The following is a 20,425-nucleotide window of genomic DNA, read 5'->3' as shown; positions in this document are numbered from 1 at the left end:
TCCGAAACTGCTTGATAGATAAGGAACCACGCCAAGGCGCGGCCCCCGAATGGTGTTGTTACCCCGTGGCCTTGTAACCACTGGGCGTGCGGACTTAGCCCTTGCTGGGCGCGGCACTCACCTGCGGGCGATAGCTGCGCTGCCAGAGGGTAACGAAGATAGCCAGATAGAGGGCCCAGGTCAGCAGCTGCAGGCCAGCCGGTGAGGCATTGTAGCCAAACAGGGCGCGCAGGAAGGTACCAAATACCCCTTGATCGTCGAGAATGTGGCTGATGTTGAATACCGGCGTGGTCCAGAAGGTGATGATGTCTGCCGCCTGCAACATATTGACGGCAGAGGAGAGCAAGCCGGCGGCTATGATGATGATGAGCAGCCCGGTCCAGCGGAAGAAGGGGGCCAGCGCCACCTTGCGGGTTGAGCGCAGCAGCCCCCACACCAGCGCGATGGAGACCAGCAGTCCCGCCAGCGCTCCTATCAGACCGGATTGCAGATCCACCCCTTGCCCGGAGTAGAGCAGGGCGGAGAAGAAGAGCACGGTTTCAAACCCTTCGCGCATCACAGCCAGGAAGGCGAGCAGCACCAGACCAAACAGGTTGCCGCCATCGATGGCCGCATCGATGCGCGCCGTCATGGCCCCCACCTGGGATTTGGCCTGCTTTTGCATCCAGATCGCCATATAGGTGAGCACCAGAGTGGCAAAGATCAGGATCCCCGCCATTAGCAGGTGGTTGTAGCGCTCGCTCTCGAACTGGCTCACCACCACCTGGAACAGGAAGGCGACGACCAGGGAAGCTATAAGGCCAAGCCCCACCCCCAGATAGATGAACTTGTTGTAGCGGCTCGCCCCCAGCTTGGCGAGGTAGGAGAGGCAGATGCCGACCAGCAGGAAGGCTTCCAGCCCCTCGCGCAGGGTAATGAGAAAACTTGCAAACATCAGGATTGAGGCTCCGTAGCGGGCGTGACGGGAAGAGGCGGCAAGGTGAGTTGCAACCGATTTAGCTGCACTATGGGTGGCTCCGGCAAGCTGGGCTCGGCGGCGCGCACCGCATCATTGACCCACTTGGGGTAGGTGCGGAAATTGAGTTTGATATCGGCCTTGAAGGGCCCCTGGGCATCTGCGGGCAGCGGCCAGGCTTCATCGCGCCAGCCATCGGCCGGAATGCGGGTATCTTCCAAGAGCTTGGCGTAGCGCCAGAATTTGAGCCCCACCGGCTTGCCCTCGGCATCGCCGAACACTTTTCTAAATAGCCGCGCATCTTCAGGCACGGCGCCATCCACCGGCTGGCCGCTTTTGAGCACCAGCTTGCCGGTGGCGTCGGTGACGGTCAGCTCCAGCCAGAGTTCACGAAAATCGGCCACTCCGGTGGGTAGAGCGTGGCCTGCGCCTGTATTGGCGACCCGCACCACCAGCTGTTGACTATCGGCAGCCTGTTCGATACGGGCGGAGAGGGTTGCGCTGGAGCGCAGCAGGGCCAGGCTCTCCTGTTCAAGGTCGGGGTTGCGCAGCCCCACCAGCTGATGCTGGGCGCCGGTAAAGTTGTGGCGATAGAGCCGCGCCTTCATGGTGCCGTTTTCGGTGGATTGGCCCGTCACCGGCGCGCCGCCATTGCCCGGCTCCGGGCTCATATGGCAGTCGATGCAGGTGCGCCGCTTGGCAGGATCCTCCGCGTTCGCGAAGCTGGATTTTTCCCACTCGTCCCAGGTGTTGACGATATTGGCGCCGGTGCCCGGGGCAAACTCGTTGTGGCACGACTTGCACAGGGCCGCATCGCGGTAGAAATCCTTCTGATAGGAGGCTTTGTGCATGGCGGGGCGGGCGTTGATCTGCCGCTCCGCCAGCCAGTGCTTGAGGCTCCCCCCAGGGGCATCCTCAAACACATAGCTCTCGCGGTCTTTCAAATTCACGGTAAAGGCGCTGTTGCCGCCTGCATCCTCGAGCCGGGTGATGCGATGGCAGAGCACGCAGCCGGTCCCTTCCTCAACCACAGGTTCGCCAGCTTTGTGGGCGGCAATCAACGAGGCACCGCCCTGCTCGAACATATGGGAGCCCTTGGGCAGATCCAGTTGGCCTGTCATCACCTGCTGGGGCATGTGACAGCCTTGGCACCACTGGCCGAAGGCTTCCCCTTCGGTTTCGCGGGCCAGCGCCTGTACCACCTTATAGTAGGGGTGGGAGTTGCCCATCAGTCGGTGGTTGCTCTCGCTCCAGTCCTTGAACGCCTGTTGGTGGCAGTTCTGGCAGGAGGCGGAGTTGAGCCATTCTCTCGGGTGAGTGGTCGGCGCCTTGGCAGGATCCCTGCGTGGGGCATCGAGCCGCAGCCAGTTGGCGAGATAGGGGAGGTTGCCGTCGGCGGTCACGAAAGCGTGTAAGTCCTCCATCATCGCCTGCACCTCGGGCTGGGGCTTGGCGGGGTCGACCGACTCGGCCCCATCGCGGGTGTCATGGCCCATGCCGCCCTGGGTCTGCTGGGTCATGCGCAGGTATTCGCCGACAAAATCCCCCGCCACCATGTTGGTGAGGTTGGCATGGCCGTTGATGGCGTTGTCGCCGCTCTTCTGGTGGTGGGCCGCCATCAGATGGCGGTTGGTGAAGTTGAAACCGTCCAGATGGCAGGAGTTGCAGCTCATCCAGTTGTCCCCCGCCATGGGGAAGCGTGCATTGGCGGCGGTATTGCCTAGATTGAACAGCCGCTCGCCACGCTTGAGCGGTTCGGGGCGGGGATCCGTCTCCACCAGCTTGGCGAAGTGGGGCACATCCACAGTCACGCGAGCGAAGGGGCCGCTACCGCCGCTATTGAGGCGGGTAAGATCCTGCCCCATGGCGTTGTGCACCAGAATGTGGTCGCCATCGATCAGCAAATCCCTCGGATTCTGGCCCGGCAGGTGACGCAGCAGCTGGGTCGCCTTGGTGCCCCCCTGAAACTTCTTGCGTCTGTGGCGATTGCTGTTGGATTTGCCGCTGCGCGACAGGTCGAACACCAACAAGTCTTCCGAGCCCGCCAGGGTCAGATAGACTCGCTTGCCATCGGCGGCGAAGCGCGCGGAAAAGGGGTTGGAGACGATCTGGCTGCGGTTGCCGACGCTTGGCAGATTGATCTGCAAAAAGAGCTGCTTTCTTTCGTCGACCCGCTCTTTCTCTTCATCGAGATCGATGATGGAGACGGCCGGAAAGACGGTGCTCTGAAACTGGAAAGAGTGGTCAAAGCTCCACAGTACATGAGGCAGCCAGGCTTCGCTGCCATCGGGGGAGAGGGCGATGCCATCGAGCAGGCGCGGTAGTCCCTGCGAGTCGCTTGGGGTGTCGCTGTGGGTTTCAGCCAAGGTGATGAGTGTGGGCTTGGGCAGGATGGTCTCGGGCAGTGAGGAGCCCTTGGCTATGTTGCCAAGCTTGGCGAGATCATAGATGGCGAGCTGGCCGGTCATGGCGTGGGTCAGCAGCAGGCGATCATCGTCGGTCAGAGCGAGCCCGCGGGGTGTCTCTGCAGTGACTACATCCAGCTGCAGCTTGCCCGCTGTGTCGTAGGCCTGCAGGCGAGCTGATTCGAACAGCGTGACCCAGAACCACTGCCGCTTGGGATCGAAGATGACGCCGTAGGGTCTATGGCCGGTGGGGATCGCCCTTTCCAGGTCGAGATCATCATCCAGCAGCAGCAGGCGATCGCCGCTGTAATCGGTGACCAGCAGGGTGCCGTCGCCTGCGCGGGCAAGCTGGCGCAGATCGCCCCCCAGCTGCACCTCTTTCATTCGCTTGCCGCTATCGCGTTCAAGCAGGGTAACCGAGCCTGCGCTCAGGTTGGCGGTGACAAGGCGCGGGCTCTGCCCCTCCTCATAGGCGAGCATCCCGGCGCCCATCTGCTGGGCAAACGCGAAGGGGCTGGCCAGCAGCAGGAGGAGGAGGGCCAGCAAGGGTGACAAACATGCACAAAGAGATGACTTCAACATGGGATCAGGCGCGCCATTTCAGAATGGTCCAGCGCCAGGCGTGGCGCAGCACCAGAGGAGTTAACGCCAACGCGCTTAGCCAGTGGGCCCAGCTGGCGAGGCTGCCCATGGCATCGCCCGGAGTGCCATGCAGCACCAGCAGCAGGCCGCTGGCCAGACACACCAGCAGCAAGGCTTCGATAATCCGCCCCGTGGTGCGCAAAAAGGGCTTGTTGCTGCGGTTCAACAGGCTGCGATGAGAGAGCCAGAAGGCGCCAAACAGCAGGGGGAACAGGGTGAGCGAAAGCATCACATGGAAAAACAGATTCCAGCGCGCCAGGGACCAGAGCGGGGTCAGCGGCTCCCACAGCAGCAGGCCGGAGAAGAACATCAGATAGAGGGAGCCCTCGGCGGCCTGATGGTGATAGGCCAGCCACTGCCAGCAGTGTCGGGGTGAGAGAGAAAGGCTTGTCATAGGTGCTCCAGCGCCCGGGCAATGCAGCCCGGGGGAGCAAGTTTACAATGGGGTAAAGGTAATGAAAAGAGTTATCAATTCCGGTCTTGATGAATAGACCCTGAATGACGCCGGGCCCTATTTGTGTTCCGCCAGCCGCTCGGTCACCGCATAGATAAGCGCAGCGGTGGAGAAGGCCAAAAAGACGATGACTGACCACTTCATCTCGATCTCGTTGCCGGTGCCGTCGTTGAGAAAGGCCTTGAGCACTTCGATCCCAGCTATGGTCACCAAGGAGTTGATGACGATGAGTTTGAGGGAGGCGAAGTTGATCTTGCTGAGCCAGTTGTCGCCGAGGGCAGCCCGCTGCTCCGGGGTCTTGATGAACTGCACGTAGCCGCAGATGGCCACCAGGATCAGCATCTGCGCCACCAGCACGAAGTCCACCAGGGTCAGCACCCCTGTGATCAGATCCAGATAGGGGATGTCGATGATGTCGCGGCACAGCACATAGAGCTGCATGGCAAACTTCACCATCAAGAGGGCGACACAGACAAGGATGCAGACATAGAAGGGGAACATCATCAATCGGCTGCCGTTGAGCATGACGTTGAATCGACGCATGAGAACTCCTGAGTAGGGTGAAATTGGGCTGATTATCGCCTGAGTCAGGCGACGAATGCATGTTTTACTGATAAAGCCTGCATGGCCGCTTGCTCGGTAGAAGGTGTCGCATTGATGGGGCCTGCCCTGACATTCGATGGGCGACTGTCACAGATGGCAAGCGTTCGGTACTGATGCAATCCAGTCAGAATGCAGAACAGGCGCCCGGTTGTGGGCCGGGCACCTCGGTTATTACTCGATATTGATGGGGCCCTTGGTGCCCGCATCACTATCGTTCCAGACATCTTCCCCCTTCAGACGGCGATCGCCCTGAATGGTAAATGTGAGGGTGCCCTGCTTGAACAGCAGTGCACCGTCAGCCCGCTTTGCCTTGACCTGTTTGCCATTGACCCAAACCTGCTCTTTGCCATCGATACGGATGGTGGCAACTGTGGCTCCTTCGTTGCTTTTTGCCACCCATTGTCCAGCATAGGGTGTGGTGTCTGCGGCGGCCTCCGTGCTCGCGGGAGTGGCTGTCTCGCCAAAACCAGCCTTGGCATTTTCGGCCTTGCTCTTGGTGATATCGCATCCTTGCAACTCGGAGGCCTGGGTGCAGCCGGAGTTTTCGAGTTGCTGGCGGTATTTGGCACTGATGGCGTGGGCAGGGGACTGGATCAGCAGGGCCAGTGCTGCCGCCGTAATCATGGTCTTGTGCATCATAATTGCTTGCTTCTGTTGTCAGGTTATTCACCTCGTCCACTGTAGTACTGCGTGCGACCAAGGGCTACCTGCTTGTGTCTGTCTCCTGATCGGGAGGCGAGAGCCAGCTTTGCAATGGGGGGCGAGCCGTGATGGAAAGGAAAAGAGGGTGAGTAAGTGGAGGATGTGGCAGACATGAAAAAGCCCAGTCCTGAGACTGGGCTTTGTAATTTGGCTCCCTCGACAGGACTTGAACCTGTGACATACGGATTAACAGTCCGCCGTTCTACCGACTGAACTACGAGGGAATTGGCTCCTCCTACTGGACTTGAACCAGTGACATACGGATTAACAGTCCGCCGTTCTACCGACTGAACTAAGGAGGAATTGCCTGTCTCGTTGAGACGGTGCGGATATTAATAGCCTGTCGGCTGGGTGTCAACCCGCGATCCGGCGCAAAAAATGGAATTTCGCCCTGTTTGTCCAAAACTTGGTCATTGTGGACTATTTTCAGCACAATCAGCAGCTTGAGATTGGCCTCTGGCGGCCACGTTATCAATTTTTGCGCTGGTGGCGGATTGCGTTCTGGCTGCTCAGTGATGGCCAACCATCCCTGCCCGTTCAATAAAAATGGGGTGGGTGAATGGGAGGACCCATGCCTCATAAACCGCCCCGATGGTAGACAAGTGTCTGCCGCGGGCCGTGTGCATTTGGTTAGCAGGCGAAGTGAAAAATCTGCGTAATGGTGATAAAAATCGGCGATATGCCAGCAACAAACCGCTATTTTGCGGTGTAATGGTCATTCATTGATCCTGCCCATCGAAATATTTCCTTGGCTGGAGTATGGTTGCCCCGGATACCATCGCCGTGTCGACAGTTCTGCCGGCCCTTGATGATGATCGGGCGCCGGTTCAATCCGGCCTTTATCTCCCTCTTCTGGTATTACGACATACATGCACAACCGAGCTCCCTTGCAAAGCGTGAAGCTGGCCATTGCTTTACGCCAATCCTGTATTGATGAACCCTATAGCATCCCTCGCTTTGGCCGTGACCTGATCGCCGGCGTCACGGTCGGCATCATCGCCATTCCGCTGGCCATGGCGCTGGCGATTGCCAGCGGCGTGCCACCACAACATGGTCTCTATACCGCCATCATCGCAGGTATCGTCATTGCGGTGACCGGTGGATCCCGTTTCTCCGTGTCGGGGCCGACCGCCGCCTTCGTGGTGATCCTCTACCCGGTGGCCCAGCAATTCGGGGTCGGTGGCCTGCTGATGGCGACCCTGATCTCGGGCTTCTTTCTGGTCGCCATGGGGATGGCCCGACTTGGGCGCCTGATTGAGTACATTCCGCCGTCAGTGACCCTAGGCTTTACCGGCGGGATCGCCATCGTGATAGCCACCTTGCAGATCAAGGACTTCTTCGGGCTCCAGGTGCCCGATATACCGGAAAATTACATAGGCAAAGTAGAGGCGCTGGTACATGCCCTGCCAAGCTGGCAATGGGGTGACACATTGGTCGGGATTGCTACCCTGGCCGTGTTATTGCTCTGGCCACGGCTGCGCTTGCCAGTGCCCGGTCACTTGCCCGCCGTGCTGGTGGGGGTGGGGCTGGGGTTTGGTCTGCACTACTTTGGTGTCGATGTGGCCACCATTGGCAGCAAGTTCAGTTATACCCTGGCCGATGGCACACAAGGTATGGGGATCCCGCCCATAGCGCCGACTCTGGTAATGCCCTGGGCACTGCCAGGGCCGGATGGTTCACCGGTCGAATGGAACCTGGCGGCCATCGAGCGCTTGTTGCCGGCTGCATTTTCCATGGCCATGCTGGGGGCCATTGAGTCGCTACTTTGCGCCGTGGTGCTCGATGGCATGACGGGTCGCAAGCACAGCTCCAATGCCGAGCTGGTGGGGCAGGGGTTGGGCAATATATTGGCGCCTTTCTTCGGTGGTATCACGGCAACGGCGGCCATTGCCCGTTCCGCCGCGAACGTACGGGCGGGTGCCACCTCGCCGGTTTCCAGCATAGTGCATGCGCTTGTGGTACTGGCCGCCATTCTGGTGCTGGCACCCTGGCTCTCCTGGTTGCCGCTCTCGGCCATGGCTGCGCTGTTGCTGATCGTGGCCTGGAACATGAGTGAGGCACACAAGGTGGTGGAGCTGGTGCGTCGCGCCCCCAAATCCGATGTGCTGGTGTTGGTGGTGTGTCTGTCGTTGACCGTCATCTTTGACATGGTCATTGCCATTACCTTCGGGGTGATCCTGGCGTCGCTGTTGTTCATGCGTGAAATTGCCAAGATGACCAAGCTGCACGATTTGGCCGATCACAAGCGCTATGCCGACGAAGTGCCGGCGAATTCCTTGCTTTACAAGATCAACGGCCCGCTGTTTTTTGCGGCAGCCGAGCGTGTCTTTGGCGAGCTGGTGGCTCAGGTCCAGGGGCACAAGCTGCTGGTATTGCAGATGGAGGCTGTCTCCATCCTGGATGCCGGGGGACTCTCTGCTTTCCTGCAGTTTGAAAAGCAGATGGCCAAGGCCGGAGTGGAGCTGCGGGTAGCCGAGTTGCAGTTTCAGCCGTTGAAGACATTGGCGCGTGCCAAGGTGCGCCCTGTACCGGGTCAGTTGGAGTTTTATGGCTCTCTGGAAGAGGCATTGAAAGGCGAGCAGAGTCACGAACAGGCCGCCAGTTGATGGTATGGGATGCAGAGGTGGAAAGATTTTGCGCAGTTGGCTCGGTTCTTGAGCAAACAGATTGAAAACCGCAAAATTGCATTGACCAAAACACAATGCATCCCTTACATTACGCCCCGTCGCTGCGGCATGGTCTGCAAGCGATGGTGCAACTCAGGCACCTGAAAATGTGATAAAAAATTTGGTGGGATGCCAGAATGGTTGCCCACCGACGAAGTCGGCAAGAAAGCACGCATGGCGTGATCCGAAAGCCAATTCAACGAAGTGAAAATTTGGTGAGGTGTCCGAGTGGCTGAAGGAGCACGCCTGGAAAGTGTGTATACGGCAACGTATCGAGGGTTCGAATCCCTCCCTCACCGCCAAATAAAAGAAAAGGGCCTGTCGCAAGACAGGCCCTTTTCTTTATGCCCGTTTGACGGACTGCCCGGTTCGAACGTGATATGTGTACAGATCTCGTTATCACTGACATGCAGCAAACCCCCAGGCAATCTGATTGTCTGGGGGTATTGTTTTTCCATGGCAGCCATTCGATCCCATATCGGTTCAGCTCTTCGCCCAGCCTCTTCATTACGCTGATCGCATCGAGTGATCTGGTCGTCATCAGTGGATTACCTCAGCGACTGCTCTCCTACTAATTGATAGCTCAGTGGGAAGGTCAGCCACAAGACGCTGTCACCAGTCTTACGGGGTTAAGTGTCATTATGAGCAAAAAATTGCTTTAAATTTGGTTTTAAATGCTGAGGGTGCAACTTTTTGTAGTGCTATATGCCGCTCGAGCAACTTGTTGCGCTCTTTTTGTGAGGGTATAGACCTGGGTTTTTCATAAGTCTTTGTTTTTTATAAATAAAAATGTTTGGCATGGTCACTGCTAATGGTTTCGGTCGAGTGTCATTACCGTTCAACCAATCAGGAGCATACCCATGCCAACTCCATGTTATATCAGCATCGAAGGTAAAACCCAGGGCAACATCACCGCGAGTGCCTTCACCTCCGATTCCGTCGGCAACATCTTCGTGCAGGGCCACGAAGACGAGATGCTGGTGCAAGAGTTCCAACACGTCGTCACAGTGCCGACTGACCCGCAATCTGGCCAGCCTGCCGGCCAGCGTGTCCACAAGCCGTTCAAATTCACCGTTGCCCTGAACAAGGCCGTACCGCTGATGTACAACGCCCTGGCCTCCGGTGAAATGCTGCCGAAAGTGACCCTGAAGTGGTATCGCACTTCTGTGGAAGGCAAGCAGGAGCACTTTTTCTCTACCGTGCTGACCGATGCCACCATAGTCGATATCGACTGCCAGATGCCCCACTGCCAGGATCCGGCGAAGTCTGACTTCACCCAGCTGATCCAGGTCTCTCTGGCCTACCGCAAGATTGACTGGGAACACACGGTCGCCGGTACCTCCGGCTCTGACGACTGGCGCGCACCTAGCGAAGCGTAAGTTGATACAAAGGGGCACTGCTTGCGGTGCCCTTTGCTATCTGCGCGATTGACGAGCATCCATTTGAGGATATCTCGCCGACTGTCTTCTACTCCCCCGTTTTGCACCGCCCCGATTTTTTCTTGTACCCGTTTGCTCTTTGCGAGTGGGTACAAGAAAAAAACCGAATTCACGTCTTGTCGCACGCCGTCAAGGGCGTGCGGTAGCCATGGTGTCAGAAAAACCAGGGCGATGGCGGATCTCTCACACAGTTTGAAAAGCCCCTGAATGTACGGGGCTGCACCATATCTCAGAGGCGCTCACCGATGGCAGACAGCACAGGATTACAATTCACCGTCAAGGTAGGGGCGCTGCCCGAGAGCACTTTCGTGGTGGCCGAGTTTGCGCTGGAAGAGGCGCTGAATAGCCCGTTCCAGTTGCGGTTGGAATTGGCCAGCCCCCAGCCGGATGTCGACTTTGCCGATGTGCTGGACCAGCCGTGCGAGCTAATGGTGTGGTACAACGGCGAGCTGCAACGGCGGGTGTGCGGGGTAGTGAGTGACTTTGCGCAAGGGGACAGCGGCTTTCGCCGCACCCGCTACCAGCTGCTGGTGCAGCCGGCGTTGTGGCGGCTTTCGCTTCGTCACAATTCCCGCATCTTCCAGGCGCAGAAACCCGATAAAATCCTCAGTATCCTGCTGCAAGAGCACGGCATTACCGATTACGCCTTTGCGCTGAAAAACGAGCATGCTCAGCGCGAATACTGCGTACAGTATCGCGAGAGCGACCTCGATTTTGTCAACCGGCTCGCCGCCGAAGAGGGGCTCTTCTATTTCCACGAATTTGAAGCAGGCAAACACCGCATTGTCTTTGCCGACGATGCGGCGGCGCTGACAGCCGGCCCCGAACTCTTTTTCAACCTGGGCAACCGCTCGCTGGAGCAGGGCCCCTATGTGCGCCAGTTCCACTACCGGGAAGCGGTGCGCCCCTCTGATGTGGAGCTCAAGGACTACAGCTTCAAGACCCCGGCCTACGGGCTCTCCCACAAGAAACAGGGCAGCGAGCTGGAGCATCAGCGCGATAGCTACCAGCACTTTGACTATCCGGGCCGTTACAAGCAGGACCCGAGTGGCAAGGCGTTTGCCCAGCACAGGCTCGATGCGCTTCGCAATGACGCCGTGGCGGGCAGCGGCAAATCCAACAGTGCAGCCCTGCTGCCAGGCCAGTTTTTCTCGCTGACCGAGCATCCGAACGGCAATCTGAATATCGACTGGCAAATCGTGCGTATCAGCCACACCGGCTTGCAGCCCCAGGCGCTGGAAGAGGAGGGGGGCAGCGGCCCGACCGTCTACCACAACGAGTTTGGGGTGGTCAAAGCTGCGACCACCTGGCGTGCCCGTATCGGCAGCCCACAAGCCCCCCACAAGCCTATGGTGGACGGCCCGCAGATTGCCATCGTGGTGGGCCCCGAGGGGGAGGAGATTTACTGCGACGAACACGGCCGGGTGAAACTGCAATTCCCGTGGGACAGATATGGCAGCTCCAACGACCAGAGCTCCTGCTGGGTGCGTGTCAGCCAGGGCTGGGCGGGTGGCCAATACGGCATAATGGCCATTCCGCGCATCGGCCACGAGGTCATCGTCTCTTTCCTAGAAGGGGACCCCGACCAGCCTATCGTCACCGGTCGCACCTTCCACGCCACCAACCGGCCGCCCTACGACTTGCCTGCCAACAAGACCCGTACCGTGCTGCGCACCGAAACCCACCAGGGCGAAGGCTTTAACGAACTGCGTTTTGAAGACCAGGCGGGGCAGGAAGAGATTTACATCCACGGTCAGAAAGACCTGAACGTGCTCATTGAAAATGATGCGGCCTGGCACATCAAGCACGACCAGCACACCGACATCGACAACGAGCGGGTGACTCGCATCAAGGCCAACGACCACCTGACGGTGGAGGGGGAGAAGCGGGACCATATCAAGGGTGACCTGTCGCTGACTGTCGATGCTTCCATGCACCAGAAGCTGGGGCAGAGCTGGCTCACCCAGGCAGGGCAGGAAGTGCACGTCAAGGCCGGCGCCAAAGTGGTATTGGAAGCGGGGTCTGAGATCACCGTCAAGGTGGGCGGCTGTTTTATCAAGGTCGATGGTGGCGGCGTTACTCTGGTCGGCCCCACCATCAAGATGAACTCGGGTGGCAGCCCAGGTTCAGGTGCTGGTTGGGGGGGCAAAGCCCCAATCCTGCCAGGCAATGTCGAAGTGCCAACACCACCACCAGCAACTTTGCCAGCCCCGGCCATTCACAAGAGCATGGAGTCCATGGCACCGCTGGCCAAGCCTTGTCCAGCAGCCCCACCGCCGGTACCACCCCAGCCTGCCGAGGGGCCACCGGCTCCACCGCTCGCCCCACCCCAGCTTGCCGGAGGCGCAGGGATGCCACCGCCGCCGCCACCTGTTGCGGCCAAAGGGGAAGGTAAAAAGCCGGCAAAGAAGTGGGCGACGGTAGAGATATCCAAAGCGGATGAAGCGCTCAGATACTATTCGGCGCAGGGGTACGCATTGCTCAATAACTATTTGCGTGATCGCCCCTACAAGCAGCGAGAGGCCATCGATACCCTGCTTAGTCGCAGCTATTTGAATGATGAGCCGACATCTGCGGGTGAATTTGATAAGGCAATGAAGGCCTATGTTGCCGATGTGGAGGCTGGTCTGGCCAAATTGCCGGCCTCACCTGAGTTGTCTTTCGTTTACCGGGGGCTAGCGCTAGACAAGCCGGAGCTTGCAGCCCTGAAAGAGCAGTTCACCGGGGTGGGCAATATTGTTGTTGAGCCAGGATTCATGAGTACCTCACCGGACAAGGCCTGGGTCAACGATACCTTGTTGAAGATCCGCCTGCCTGCCGGTCATGGTGGCCGTCTGCTGGGAGACGCGGCGCACTTCAAGGGGGAAGCTGAGATGCTGTTTCCGACGCAGACCAAGCTAAGGGTCGATCGGGTGGTTTCCTCCATGAGCGGTGATTTCGATACCTTGCTCAATACGATTCCAACCTCTGACAATGCATCGGACAACCGCAGCAGGATCAAGCGACTGATAGAGGTTTCCGTATTATGACGTTATCTGATTGGCTCGCTGGCGAGCAAGCGGGTGAGACGTATGCCGTCATCGATGGAGCCCAGGCGGTTTCAGCCGTGGCGGATTTCTATGCATATGATGGAGAGAATGCCAATCCACTTTTTGCCGGTACCGCTTTTGATGAGCAGTCTGCATTGGGGCCCTGGTTGCTACCTGCGCCTTCCACTGAGTTCATGATGGCCAATCCTGCCCTGAGCGGCTTCTACCTGATCAGCGACCAATCAGTGGAGCTGATCCGCCGCCATTGGCAGAGCCTGATAGAAGCGATACGCGAGGGAGAAGCAGTCTGGTTTCGTTTCTCTGACCCACGCATTTTTCTGCCTATGCTCAGCGCCATGACCCCTGATGAACGCGATAGTGTGCTGGGTCCCTGTTCCGGGCTCTGGATCCATGATGAAGCCTTCGTTCGCACGCCCAATGCCCGGTTCCAACCGGCCTTGCAAACTCCCTGGTTTCATATCCGGCCTCATCATCTGGCTGGACTCTACGACGAGAACCGTCATGCCTACATCTTGCGGCGGCGGTTATGGCAGACCATGACGGCTATGATGGAGCGCCATCCTGACCCGGCCGGGACCATTTTACCCACCCTTAAACAGGCCAATCAGGATGGGCTGCAAGAGGATGTGCGCGATGGTGTGGTGGCTGGCGCCTTGGCCTTGCAGGCCAATCTGCCTCTTGAAGAGATACGGACGCCTTTGATGCTGACCGATGATGAGCTGGTTCAGGTAGCCAACTGGCTGAACAAACATCACGAATTGACAGGAGTATCCTGATGGCGGCAGATCCCCACTGTATCCCTTGCGAACGTTATGATAACTGGATAGAGATAGACGTTCGTGATGAGCACAATTGTTCGTTCAAGGGGCTCAAGGCCACTTTGACTGACGAAACCGGCAAGTCAGAAACGGTCACCCTGAAGGATGGGCCTACTCTGGTGCGTGGTTTTGCAGTTGGCCCGGTGGCTGTAAAAATCGAGACGCCAGCCTGGCTCAAGGCGGCGCAGTCCCGTGAGGCCCTCAAGGAGGGTGAGACCACACAGGTACCCACCTATACAGACAAGTTATTCGGGCACTGCGACGTCAAACGAGAGCATATCAAGGTGACCACTGGCGACCTTTGTCTCACCGAGCCAGAACAGCCGCTACCGAAAAGACATCAGTCAGGACAGGCTCAGCCTACTCGCTTTTTCACCAAGCACTCCTATGTGATTGAAGTTAAAGGCTATCAGATCAATATCTTGCGGGTTGGGCTCTTCTTCGATGGTACCTCGAACAACACTTTTAACCATTTGATTGGCAAGGATGGGATCGAGAGATTTTTGGAGCAATGTGCCACCCCTGAGGAACGTGAAGCGCTGCGCAAACAATGCGAGGCGGGGGATGTTCCTCTAAAGGTTGCAAGCCAAGCAAATGACATTACCAATATTGGTAAAGCCTATGAACTATATCGGGTGCCGAAAGGCAATGAGCTTTTAGCAAAGGTGTATATTGATGGGATCGGCACGGAGAATGCTGAAGAGGATGCTGGAGCTGGCCAAGCATCCGATTTAGGGAGTACTTCAAGTCTATCCAAAGTAGAAAAGGCCTGCGACACAACAATTATTGAAACAATAAATGAACAATTAGGCGAAATTCTTTCTAAGACTGACTGTATTCATAAAATTGAATTTGACGTATTTGGTTTTAGTCGTGGTGCTTCCGCTGCTCGGCAATTTATTAATTTTATTGATGGAAAAACAGGGCATTTGTTAGCAAACTCGATGGAAAAAGAGAGCGGAATTCAGCTCAAGGCTGGTTTCGATTGGGCTAGTCGCGACGATTGCCGTATAAAATTTGCTGGATTATTTGATACTGTAACAACCTCTGCAAGGAAACGAAACGTAACCCTGTCCCCAGACTGCGCTGAGCGGGTGGTTCATCTTATTGCCGCCGATGAATGGCGTTTTTTCTTTGCCTTGACTCGCATCACCGATGATAAACTGGGTACCAAAATTGCACCAAACTTCACAGAAGTCATAGTGCCTGGGGCTCACTCTGATGTTGGCGGTGGTTATTACAGCCGCTGGAGTTTGAGCAATCCCAATAGCGATCCTGCTATCACCGAACAAATTGCTATCAAAGTTTGTCGGAGCGAGGAGTCGTCCATGTTCTTCGACCCTAAGAAAAGCCGAGCCTACCAAAGAGCCAAACTGTATGCCGAGGAACAGGTGATTAAGGGGTGGGGTAATGAGGTTGTTGATTTACCTAATGTGGCGAGTGCGCCGGTGAGGAATAAGATCAGCCTGCGAGTGAGGAGCAGTCGACACCCCAAGACAGATAAAATGAATGTCGAAGTTGAAGTATTGATCAATCGTGTGGTTGAAGGTGAATACTCACGCATTCCACTACACATGATGGTTGAAGCGGCAAGAGATGTGGGAGTTCCATTTCAATTATGGGATGAAGCAAGAGCTGATTTGTCACTAGTACCATTGAGTATTCGGATTCCTCATTCCAATCTAGCCAAGCTAGATGAGCAATGGATTAATGCCGCTAAAGAACGAGGTATAGTTAAAAACTTAGCGAATAAATTAACATCAGATGCCTATCGCTATCTTCGTTTTGAATACTTGCATCATAGTGCAGACACTGGATTGGTCAATATGGCGAATAATATCGATGGTAGAGATGGACGTAAAATTTACAATAATCAGGAAGGCGGATAATGAAATTCAATTGGATAAAACTTCCTTTACTAGCGCTGGGTCTGCTGGGTTTTAGCGCTACAGGTGTTGCAAGCACCCCACAGACTATGGATTGGTCTTATATGGTGGGCTCCAACGCGGATGAAATATGGCACACAAAGGCCAATTTTTATCAGGAGGGGAAGCTCATTCACGGCTCGTCAAACGGTGATGCTGGTTATGTTGGAGCTGAGGCTTTACGAGAAAAGGATTATCGCTGGCGCATAGGTGCAGGACGAAAATTATACAACCAGCCAATTCCTGATAAAGTTGATATTGAATGGGTTTCCTTCCATGACAAAAAACGCTACGGCATCACTTTGATGCTCCCATCAAATTTAAACTCTCAGATTGCACAAGGTTACTGGATATTGAATGCAGAAAAACGCCAAGAAGTACGAAGAAATATAATCGCACTTGGACTTGCTCCAGGGGGGTACGTTGAAGTGTTTCTAACCAAGTTCAAAGTCAAACCAGATATTTTAATAGCAAGAGGCATAGCTAAGGAAATAAGGCCTTGGCAAGACGAAAAGGTGCCACTTTCCAAACAATTCAATAATGCTTTTGCGGCATTTGATAAGGATTATGGCGCCACTTACCTGCAGCACCCAATTCCGCAGGGTATGGACTGGGCGCCCATCATGGATGCTTACCGTGCCAAACAACCTCACACTGACAATGAACCGGTTAATTAATGCGCTGGATACTCTTACTGCTGCTGTTGCCATTAGTCGCAGCATGCCAAGCAGCCCCCACAGGCCCCAAACAACTGGACTGGCGCCATATGGTGGGTTCCAACTCAGATGAACTATGGGTGACGGAGGTACTCTTTTATCGTCAGGGCAAGTTAGTTGATGCTTCGATCAATGGTTCTGCCGGATTTTTTGGCGCCGAAGCGCTCAAAGAAAAGGACTATCGCTGGCGCATAGGCAAGGGGCGTCGTGATATTCACCCCGTCCCCGATAAGGTAGAAGTAGAGTGGATTTCATTCCACGATAAAAAGCGCTATCGCATCAGCCTGGCCTTGCCCACAGAGCTGGAAAGCATGATTGCGCAGCCTTATCGCATCAAGGTGAGGGATGAGTTGCGTGAAGTACGCCGAGATAACATTGGCTTGGGCATGGCCACCGGCGGCTATGTGGAAGCATTTTTAACCAGTGTCAGAGTGACACCTGATATCCTATTGGCCAGGGGGATTGCCAAAGAGGTCACGGATGATCCTTATGATCAACGTTTCCCACTCTCCAGCCAGTTTAAAAATGCTTGGGCCCGTTTTGACAAGGATTACAGGGATGCCTACAAGCAATACCCTACTCCTAGTGGGATGAATTGGGCTCCTATCATGGACGCATACCGTGCCGCACAGCCTAAGACAGATATAAACCCGGTTCGATGATGGCATCGATGCGCACACTCCTATTACTGCTGCTGTTGCCGTTAGTCGCAGCCTGCCAAGCTGCCCCCACAGGACCCAATGTAGTGGTCAACTAAATCCGGACATTTGGTTAGGCCGAGTATCGGCCTCTGCTGGCGGTATCCCATTATTGTGTTGATGTGGTCGCCGCCAGTTGTAGTAATCCATCAGGTCATGGCTGATATCCCGTTTCGCTTCCCGCAGACTCATGTAACCTGTCGCCGGAAGTCACTCCGTCTTCAAGCTCCTGAACAACCGCCCCATCGGGGCGTTATCCCAGCAGTTGCCACGTCGGCTCATGCTCTGGGTCATACGATAGCGCCACAGTCGTTGCCGAAATGCCCGGCTGCCATATTGGCTGCCCTGGTCAGAGTGAAACAGCACGCCTGACGGACAACCTCGTTGTTGATACGCCATCTCAAGTGCTTTCACGGCCAGCTCGGCATCTGGTTTATCTGACATCGCCCACCCCACAACCCGCCGGATATGCAGGTCAAGAACCGCTGCCAGGTAATGCCAACGACCACCTGCCCAGACGTAGGTGATATCGCCACACCACACCTGATTGGGTTGCTGGACATCAAATTCGCGGGCCAGCAGATTGGGAATGTCCGGTTGTTCAGACCGTGCAACCTTATAACTGTGTGTGTCCGGCTGTTTGGATGATAGAGAACAAGGAAGCATAAAGATGAAATATATCGTCGCATTGTTGGGAGTCAGCTTGTCATTGATGGCCTGCGCGGTTCCACAATCTCTGTCTAAATTTGCTTGGGATTATGGTACAGGCAGCAATATAGATCTTACTAAGAACACCAAGACCGAGTTCTATCTTGGAGGGAAACAGGTTTATGCGGACCGTCTAGCTGGTGGGGGGGCTGGAGGTCTGCTTGCCGACCGTATCAAGGGACAGCGTTACTATTGGGCGGGCGGCGGTGGCCTGCCCACCGATGGCGTTCCCATCCCCGATAAAGCCGTGATTGAGATGGTTTCGTTCCATGATGGCAAACGCTACCGCATCAAGGTGGATTTACCTACCGACTTAGAGCAGCAAATGCGTCAGGTGTATTTAGTCGAAGGACGATATGAAAGACGAAATCGGCTCTACTTTGGTTTGGCTCCTGGTGGTTATTTCGAGGTCATGCTAACCGGAGGAGGATTGCAACTTAGCCCTGACCTACTGCTTGTCCGTGGTATCGCCGAAGAGGTGACCGATGATTGGTATGATCAGAGAGTGCCGATAGTGCGCCAATACGGTATGGATGATTTCGACAAGAAATATGGCGAGCTATTCAAGCAACACCCTGTACCGCTCGGTATGGACTGGGCCCCGATCATGGACGCCTACCGTGCCGCACAGCCTAAGACGGATACCAACCCGGTCGATTAATTTGGATAGTGGTTTAAGAGGTATCAATGAAGCAGTACCAACACTGGTTGGCCCAGTATCTGACCTGCCATCGTGATAACGGCCATGTCATGGCTGCAGAATTGGCAGAGAGTATCGGGGCCTTCTGATAGGCAAGGCTAATAGTCAGGGACGGCGCGGCATCAGCTTTATGCCTATCAGGTGGTCACGTAGCATAACGGAGCTGCCAGTAATATGGCATCTACTCATCTTCAACTTCTATCAGCGTAGATTTTTCTCATGACATACCGTGCTTTATGGCTTGCACTGGCGAGCAGCTGGTTAACCGCTTGTACCACAACTGCATCACTCACTGAGTCCGAGCTATCTCAAACAGCCCAACAGGGCCATGGCAAAGCCCAGTATGAACTGGCCAAGCGTTTGGCTGCCAAGCCTGATTATCCCGAGGCGATGCGCTGGATGAAGCAGGCAGCTCAGCAATCGGGCCCCTTGGCGGCGGATAGCGATATTCGTGGTGAAGCGGCGTTGCAGGTGGGTCGCTGGTATCAGTCCGGCCTGGGTGAGCCGAAGAGCCCAACGTTGGCCAATGACTGGTGGCAACGTGCGGCCAAACTGGGTAATCGTGAGGCCAGTTATCAGCTGGGGATGGATTGCCAGCTCCACCATAAAGGCAAATTGGTCAGCGAGTGTCTCGACTGGTTCGAACAGGCGGCCAAACAGGATCATGCCCAAGCGCAACTGATCCTGGGGCAGTGGTATGCCAAGCAGTCCGGTGCCGATACCGAGGCCATCAAATGGCTGGAAAAAGCGGCCGAGCAGGGCAATCGTGACGCTCAGTACCAACTCGGGCTGCGTTACGAGCAGGGAAAGGGGGTAAACAAGCGCTCCGATATTGCCCAGCGCTGGTTTGAGAAGGCTGCCGCCCAGCAGCAACCGGACGCCTTGCTGGTGCTTGCTCGCCAGGCAAGTTCGGCAGAGGCATTTACTGCCTATCAGCGTGCTGCTAACGCGGGTTCGGCGCCAGCCCAGTTGTGGTTGGGATTGGCCTATCAGGCCGGCGAGCGGGTAACGCAGGATCTTGCGCTGGGCCGATATTGGCTGGAACTGGCGGCTGGTCGAGGTTCCCATGAGGCTGAATATCAGTTGAGCTTGCTGCAGACCGATGTTGTTTCACGTGAGCATTGGTTGACGCTGGCGGCCCAGGGAGGGTTCAGTCAGGCACAAGTTGCATTGGCGAAGCTGCAACAAGAACGGGGGGAGCTGGCCTCAGCCCGTCAGAGTTTTGCGCAGGCAGCCCAACAAGGCAATGTCGATGCCCGGTACGCTTATGCTGAGATGCTACGACTGGGGTTGGGCGGCAAGGAGGACTACAGTCAGGCACTGCAGCAGTATCGACTGGCAGCCAATGCCAATCACAGAAACGCGCAATATCGTATGGGAATAATGCGTGAGCAAGGGTGGGGAGCACCACGTAACAGATTGCATGCTTATGCATGGTACTTGCTTGCTGCAACGGATGGTAATAGTGATGCAACCAAGGCGCGCGATGAGCTGGAAAAGGGGATGACAGAAAAAGAGAAGAGTTCCGGTCAGAAACTGGCGCAGCACTGGTTCGTTAAGTTGAAAGGCGCGATTTAATCGAATGAATTTTTTATTAAAAGCGTTGTAAATCATATGCCTGTCATCTAGGCATTGAGTGTCACCTCTTATTATATTTATTTTGTTTAAATGTATCTTTTTACCCTTCCATTGGTAATTCCTGTGCCAGATGAGTTTAAAGATGAGTGAATGAACATATGTGACAAGGGTTGACGCAGCAACAGGTGCTTGGCGTCAATACCTGTCGCGTCGTCATTGCTTTATTGGATGTTCTTTTATAATAGTCATCTCGAATATCTTTTGTTTCATCTTGCATACAGGTTTTAATATTTTTTGTTTTTTCAATAAGTGTACACAAGCGCTTGTTTTTTAAAGTAAATATTTTATTTTAATCATGTCTTATTG

Annotated in this window: 14 protein-coding genes, 3 tRNA genes and 2 pseudogenes; 11 read left to right on the top strand and 8 right to left on the bottom strand. The window is 55.6% G+C overall.

Features of this window, described 5'->3' with window-relative positions:
- Positions 1-94: 94 nt before the first annotated feature.
- From GWQ31_RS06645 to GWQ31_RS06615, 7 genes are all read right to left on the bottom strand, one after another.
- Positions 95-934 (bottom strand): FTR1 family protein, encoded by an 840-nt coding sequence (locus GWQ31_RS06645; protein ID WP_275908943.1) that lies wholly within the window; start codon positions 932-934, stop codon positions 95-97.
- Entirely contained in the window at positions 934-3,942 is a 3,009-nt protein-coding gene (locus tag GWQ31_RS06640) for a hypothetical protein (protein ID WP_275908942.1), read from the bottom strand. The genes GWQ31_RS06645 and GWQ31_RS06640 overlap by 1 nt, the downstream gene beginning before the upstream one ends.
- 4 nt (positions 3,943-3,946) lie before the next feature.
- A complete protein-coding gene (locus GWQ31_RS06635) occupies positions 3,947-4,396 on the bottom strand; it encodes a hypothetical protein (RefSeq protein ID WP_275908941.1) in 450 nt (149 codons plus the stop codon).
- A gap of 117 nt (positions 4,397-4,513) precedes the next feature.
- Positions 4,514-4,999, bottom strand: a complete 486-nt coding sequence (locus tag GWQ31_RS06630) for a YqhA family protein (protein ID WP_265422070.1) — start codon at positions 4,997-4,999, stop codon at positions 4,514-4,516.
- Positions 5,000-5,230: 231 nt separating this feature from the next.
- Positions 5,231-5,698 carry a hypothetical protein gene (locus GWQ31_RS06625; RefSeq protein WP_275908940.1) on the bottom strand — a complete coding sequence of 156 codons (468 nt, stop codon included), beginning with the start codon at positions 5,696-5,698 and terminating at the stop codon, positions 5,231-5,233.
- 211 nt (positions 5,699-5,909) lie between these two features.
- A tRNA-Asn gene (locus GWQ31_RS06620) sits at positions 5,910-5,985 on the bottom strand.
- A gap of 2 nt (positions 5,986-5,987) precedes the next feature.
- Positions 5,988-6,063 (bottom strand) — tRNA-Asn (locus tag GWQ31_RS06615).
- 567 nt (positions 6,064-6,630) lie between these two features.
- Between GWQ31_RS06615 and dauA the strand changes: the two genes are divergently transcribed.
- The 9 genes and pseudogenes from dauA (at position 6,631) to GWQ31_RS06570 (ending at position 17,037) form a co-directional block, all read left to right on the top strand.
- Positions 6,631-8,367, top strand: a complete 1,737-nt coding sequence (dauA, locus tag GWQ31_RS06610) for a C4-dicarboxylic acid transporter DauA (RefSeq protein ID WP_275908939.1) — start codon at positions 6,631-6,633, stop codon at positions 8,365-8,367.
- 274 nt (positions 8,368-8,641) lie between these two features.
- Positions 8,642-8,729: transfer RNA gene (locus GWQ31_RS06605), tRNA-Ser, on the top strand.
- A gap of 558 nt (positions 8,730-9,287) precedes the next feature.
- Entirely contained in the window at positions 9,288-9,806 is a 519-nt protein-coding gene (gene hcp1, locus GWQ31_RS06600; protein ID WP_021140316.1) for a type VI secretion system effector Hcp1, read from the top strand.
- A 305-nt stretch (positions 9,807-10,111) separates the two neighbouring features.
- A pseudogene (gene tssI / locus GWQ31_RS06595) lies at positions 10,112-12,043 on the top strand (type VI secretion system tip protein TssI/VgrG); the annotation flags it as partial.
- A gap of 51 nt (positions 12,044-12,094) precedes the next feature.
- Positions 12,095-12,895 (top strand): ADP-ribosyltransferase, encoded by an 801-nt coding sequence (locus tag GWQ31_RS06590; RefSeq protein ID WP_345893582.1) that lies wholly within the window; start codon positions 12,095-12,097, stop codon positions 12,893-12,895.
- Positions 12,892-13,692, top strand: coding sequence for a DUF4123 domain-containing protein (locus GWQ31_RS06585; RefSeq protein WP_275908938.1), 801 nt, complete (start codon positions 12,892-12,894; stop codon positions 13,690-13,692). The genes GWQ31_RS06590 and GWQ31_RS06585 overlap by 4 nt, the downstream gene beginning before the upstream one ends.
- Complete coding sequence (locus tag GWQ31_RS06580) at positions 13,692-15,623, top strand: DUF2235 domain-containing protein (RefSeq protein ID WP_275908937.1); 1,932 nt, start codon at positions 13,692-13,694, stop codon at positions 15,621-15,623. The genes GWQ31_RS06585 and GWQ31_RS06580 overlap by 1 nt, the downstream gene beginning before the upstream one ends.
- Positions 15,623-16,336 carry a DUF2931 family protein gene (locus GWQ31_RS06575; RefSeq protein WP_265458226.1) on the top strand — a complete coding sequence of 238 codons (714 nt, stop codon included), beginning with the start codon at positions 15,623-15,625 and terminating at the stop codon, positions 16,334-16,336. The genes GWQ31_RS06580 and GWQ31_RS06575 overlap by 1 nt, the downstream gene beginning before the upstream one ends.
- On the top strand, positions 16,336-17,037 hold the full coding sequence (locus GWQ31_RS06570) for a DUF2931 family protein (RefSeq protein WP_275908936.1): 702 nt from the start codon (positions 16,336-16,338) through the stop codon (positions 17,035-17,037). Before GWQ31_RS06575 ends, GWQ31_RS06570 begins: the two co-directional genes overlap by 1 nt.
- 87 nt (positions 17,038-17,124) lie before the next feature.
- Here GWQ31_RS06570 and GWQ31_RS06565 read toward each other — a convergent pair.
- Positions 17,125-17,724, bottom strand: a pseudogene (locus tag GWQ31_RS06565) (IS3 family transposase); the annotation flags it as partial.
- A gap of 19 nt (positions 17,725-17,743) precedes the next feature.
- On the opposite strand from GWQ31_RS06565, the gene GWQ31_RS06560 reads away from it, so the two are divergent.
- Positions 17,744-18,442: a DUF2931 family protein gene (locus tag GWQ31_RS06560; protein WP_275908935.1), complete on the top strand. Its 699-nt coding sequence runs from the start codon at positions 17,744-17,746 to the stop codon at positions 18,440-18,442.
- A 258-nt stretch (positions 18,443-18,700) separates the two neighbouring features.
- Positions 18,701-20,059: a tetratricopeptide repeat protein gene (locus GWQ31_RS06555; protein ID WP_275908934.1), complete on the top strand. Its 1,359-nt coding sequence runs from the start codon at positions 18,701-18,703 to the stop codon at positions 20,057-20,059.
- Positions 20,060-20,425 lie beyond the last annotated feature (366 nt).

The sequence above is a fragment of the Aeromonas sp. 2MA4 genome (assembly GCF_029237305.1).
GTDB lineage: Bacteria > Pseudomonadota > Gammaproteobacteria > Enterobacterales > Aeromonadaceae > Aeromonas > Aeromonas salmonicida.
The sequence above is the reverse complement of the archived record's forward strand: the minus strand, read 5'-3'. Positions and strand labels throughout refer to the sequence as shown.

Bases quoted from the DNA above. Each gene is read 5' to 3' on its own strand.
- GWQ31_RS06630 (WP_265422070.1), bottom strand. From the start codon at position 4,999: ATGCGTCGATTCAACGTCATGCTCAACGGCAGCCGATTGATGATGTTC.
- GWQ31_RS06560 (WP_275908935.1), top strand. From the start codon at position 17,744: ATGAAATATATCGTCGCATTGTTGGGAGTCAGCTTGTCATTGATGGCC.
- GWQ31_RS06585 (WP_275908938.1), top strand. From the start codon at position 12,892: ATGACGTTATCTGATTGGCTCGCTGGCGAGCAAGCGGGTGAGACGTAT.
- GWQ31_RS06640 (WP_275908942.1), bottom strand. From the start codon at position 3,942: ATGTTGAAGTCATCTCTTTGTGCATGTTTGTCACCCTTGCTGGCCCTC.
- GWQ31_RS06635 (WP_275908941.1), bottom strand. From the start codon at position 4,396: ATGACAAGCCTTTCTCTCTCACCCCGACACTGCTGGCAGTGGCTGGCC.
- GWQ31_RS06645 (WP_275908943.1), bottom strand. From the start codon at position 934: ATGTTTGCAAGTTTTCTCATTACCCTGCGCGAGGGGCTGGAAGCCTTC.
- GWQ31_RS06555 (WP_275908934.1), top strand. From the start codon at position 18,701: ATGACATACCGTGCTTTATGGCTTGCACTGGCGAGCAGCTGGTTAACC.
- GWQ31_RS06575 (WP_265458226.1), top strand. From the start codon at position 15,623: ATGAAATTCAATTGGATAAAACTTCCTTTACTAGCGCTGGGTCTGCTG.
- GWQ31_RS06580 (WP_275908937.1), top strand. From the start codon at position 13,692: ATGGCGGCAGATCCCCACTGTATCCCTTGCGAACGTTATGATAACTGG.
- GWQ31_RS06625 (WP_275908940.1), bottom strand. From the start codon at position 5,698: ATGATGCACAAGACCATGATTACGGCGGCAGCACTGGCCCTGCTGATC.
- dauA (WP_275908939.1), top strand. From the start codon at position 6,631: ATGCACAACCGAGCTCCCTTGCAAAGCGTGAAGCTGGCCATTGCTTTA.
- GWQ31_RS06570 (WP_275908936.1), top strand. From the start codon at position 16,336: ATGCGCTGGATACTCTTACTGCTGCTGTTGCCATTAGTCGCAGCATGC.
- GWQ31_RS06590 (WP_345893582.1), top strand. From the start codon at position 12,095: ATGGAGTCCATGGCACCGCTGGCCAAGCCTTGTCCAGCAGCCCCACCG.
- hcp1 (WP_021140316.1), top strand. From the start codon at position 9,288: ATGCCAACTCCATGTTATATCAGCATCGAAGGTAAAACCCAGGGCAAC.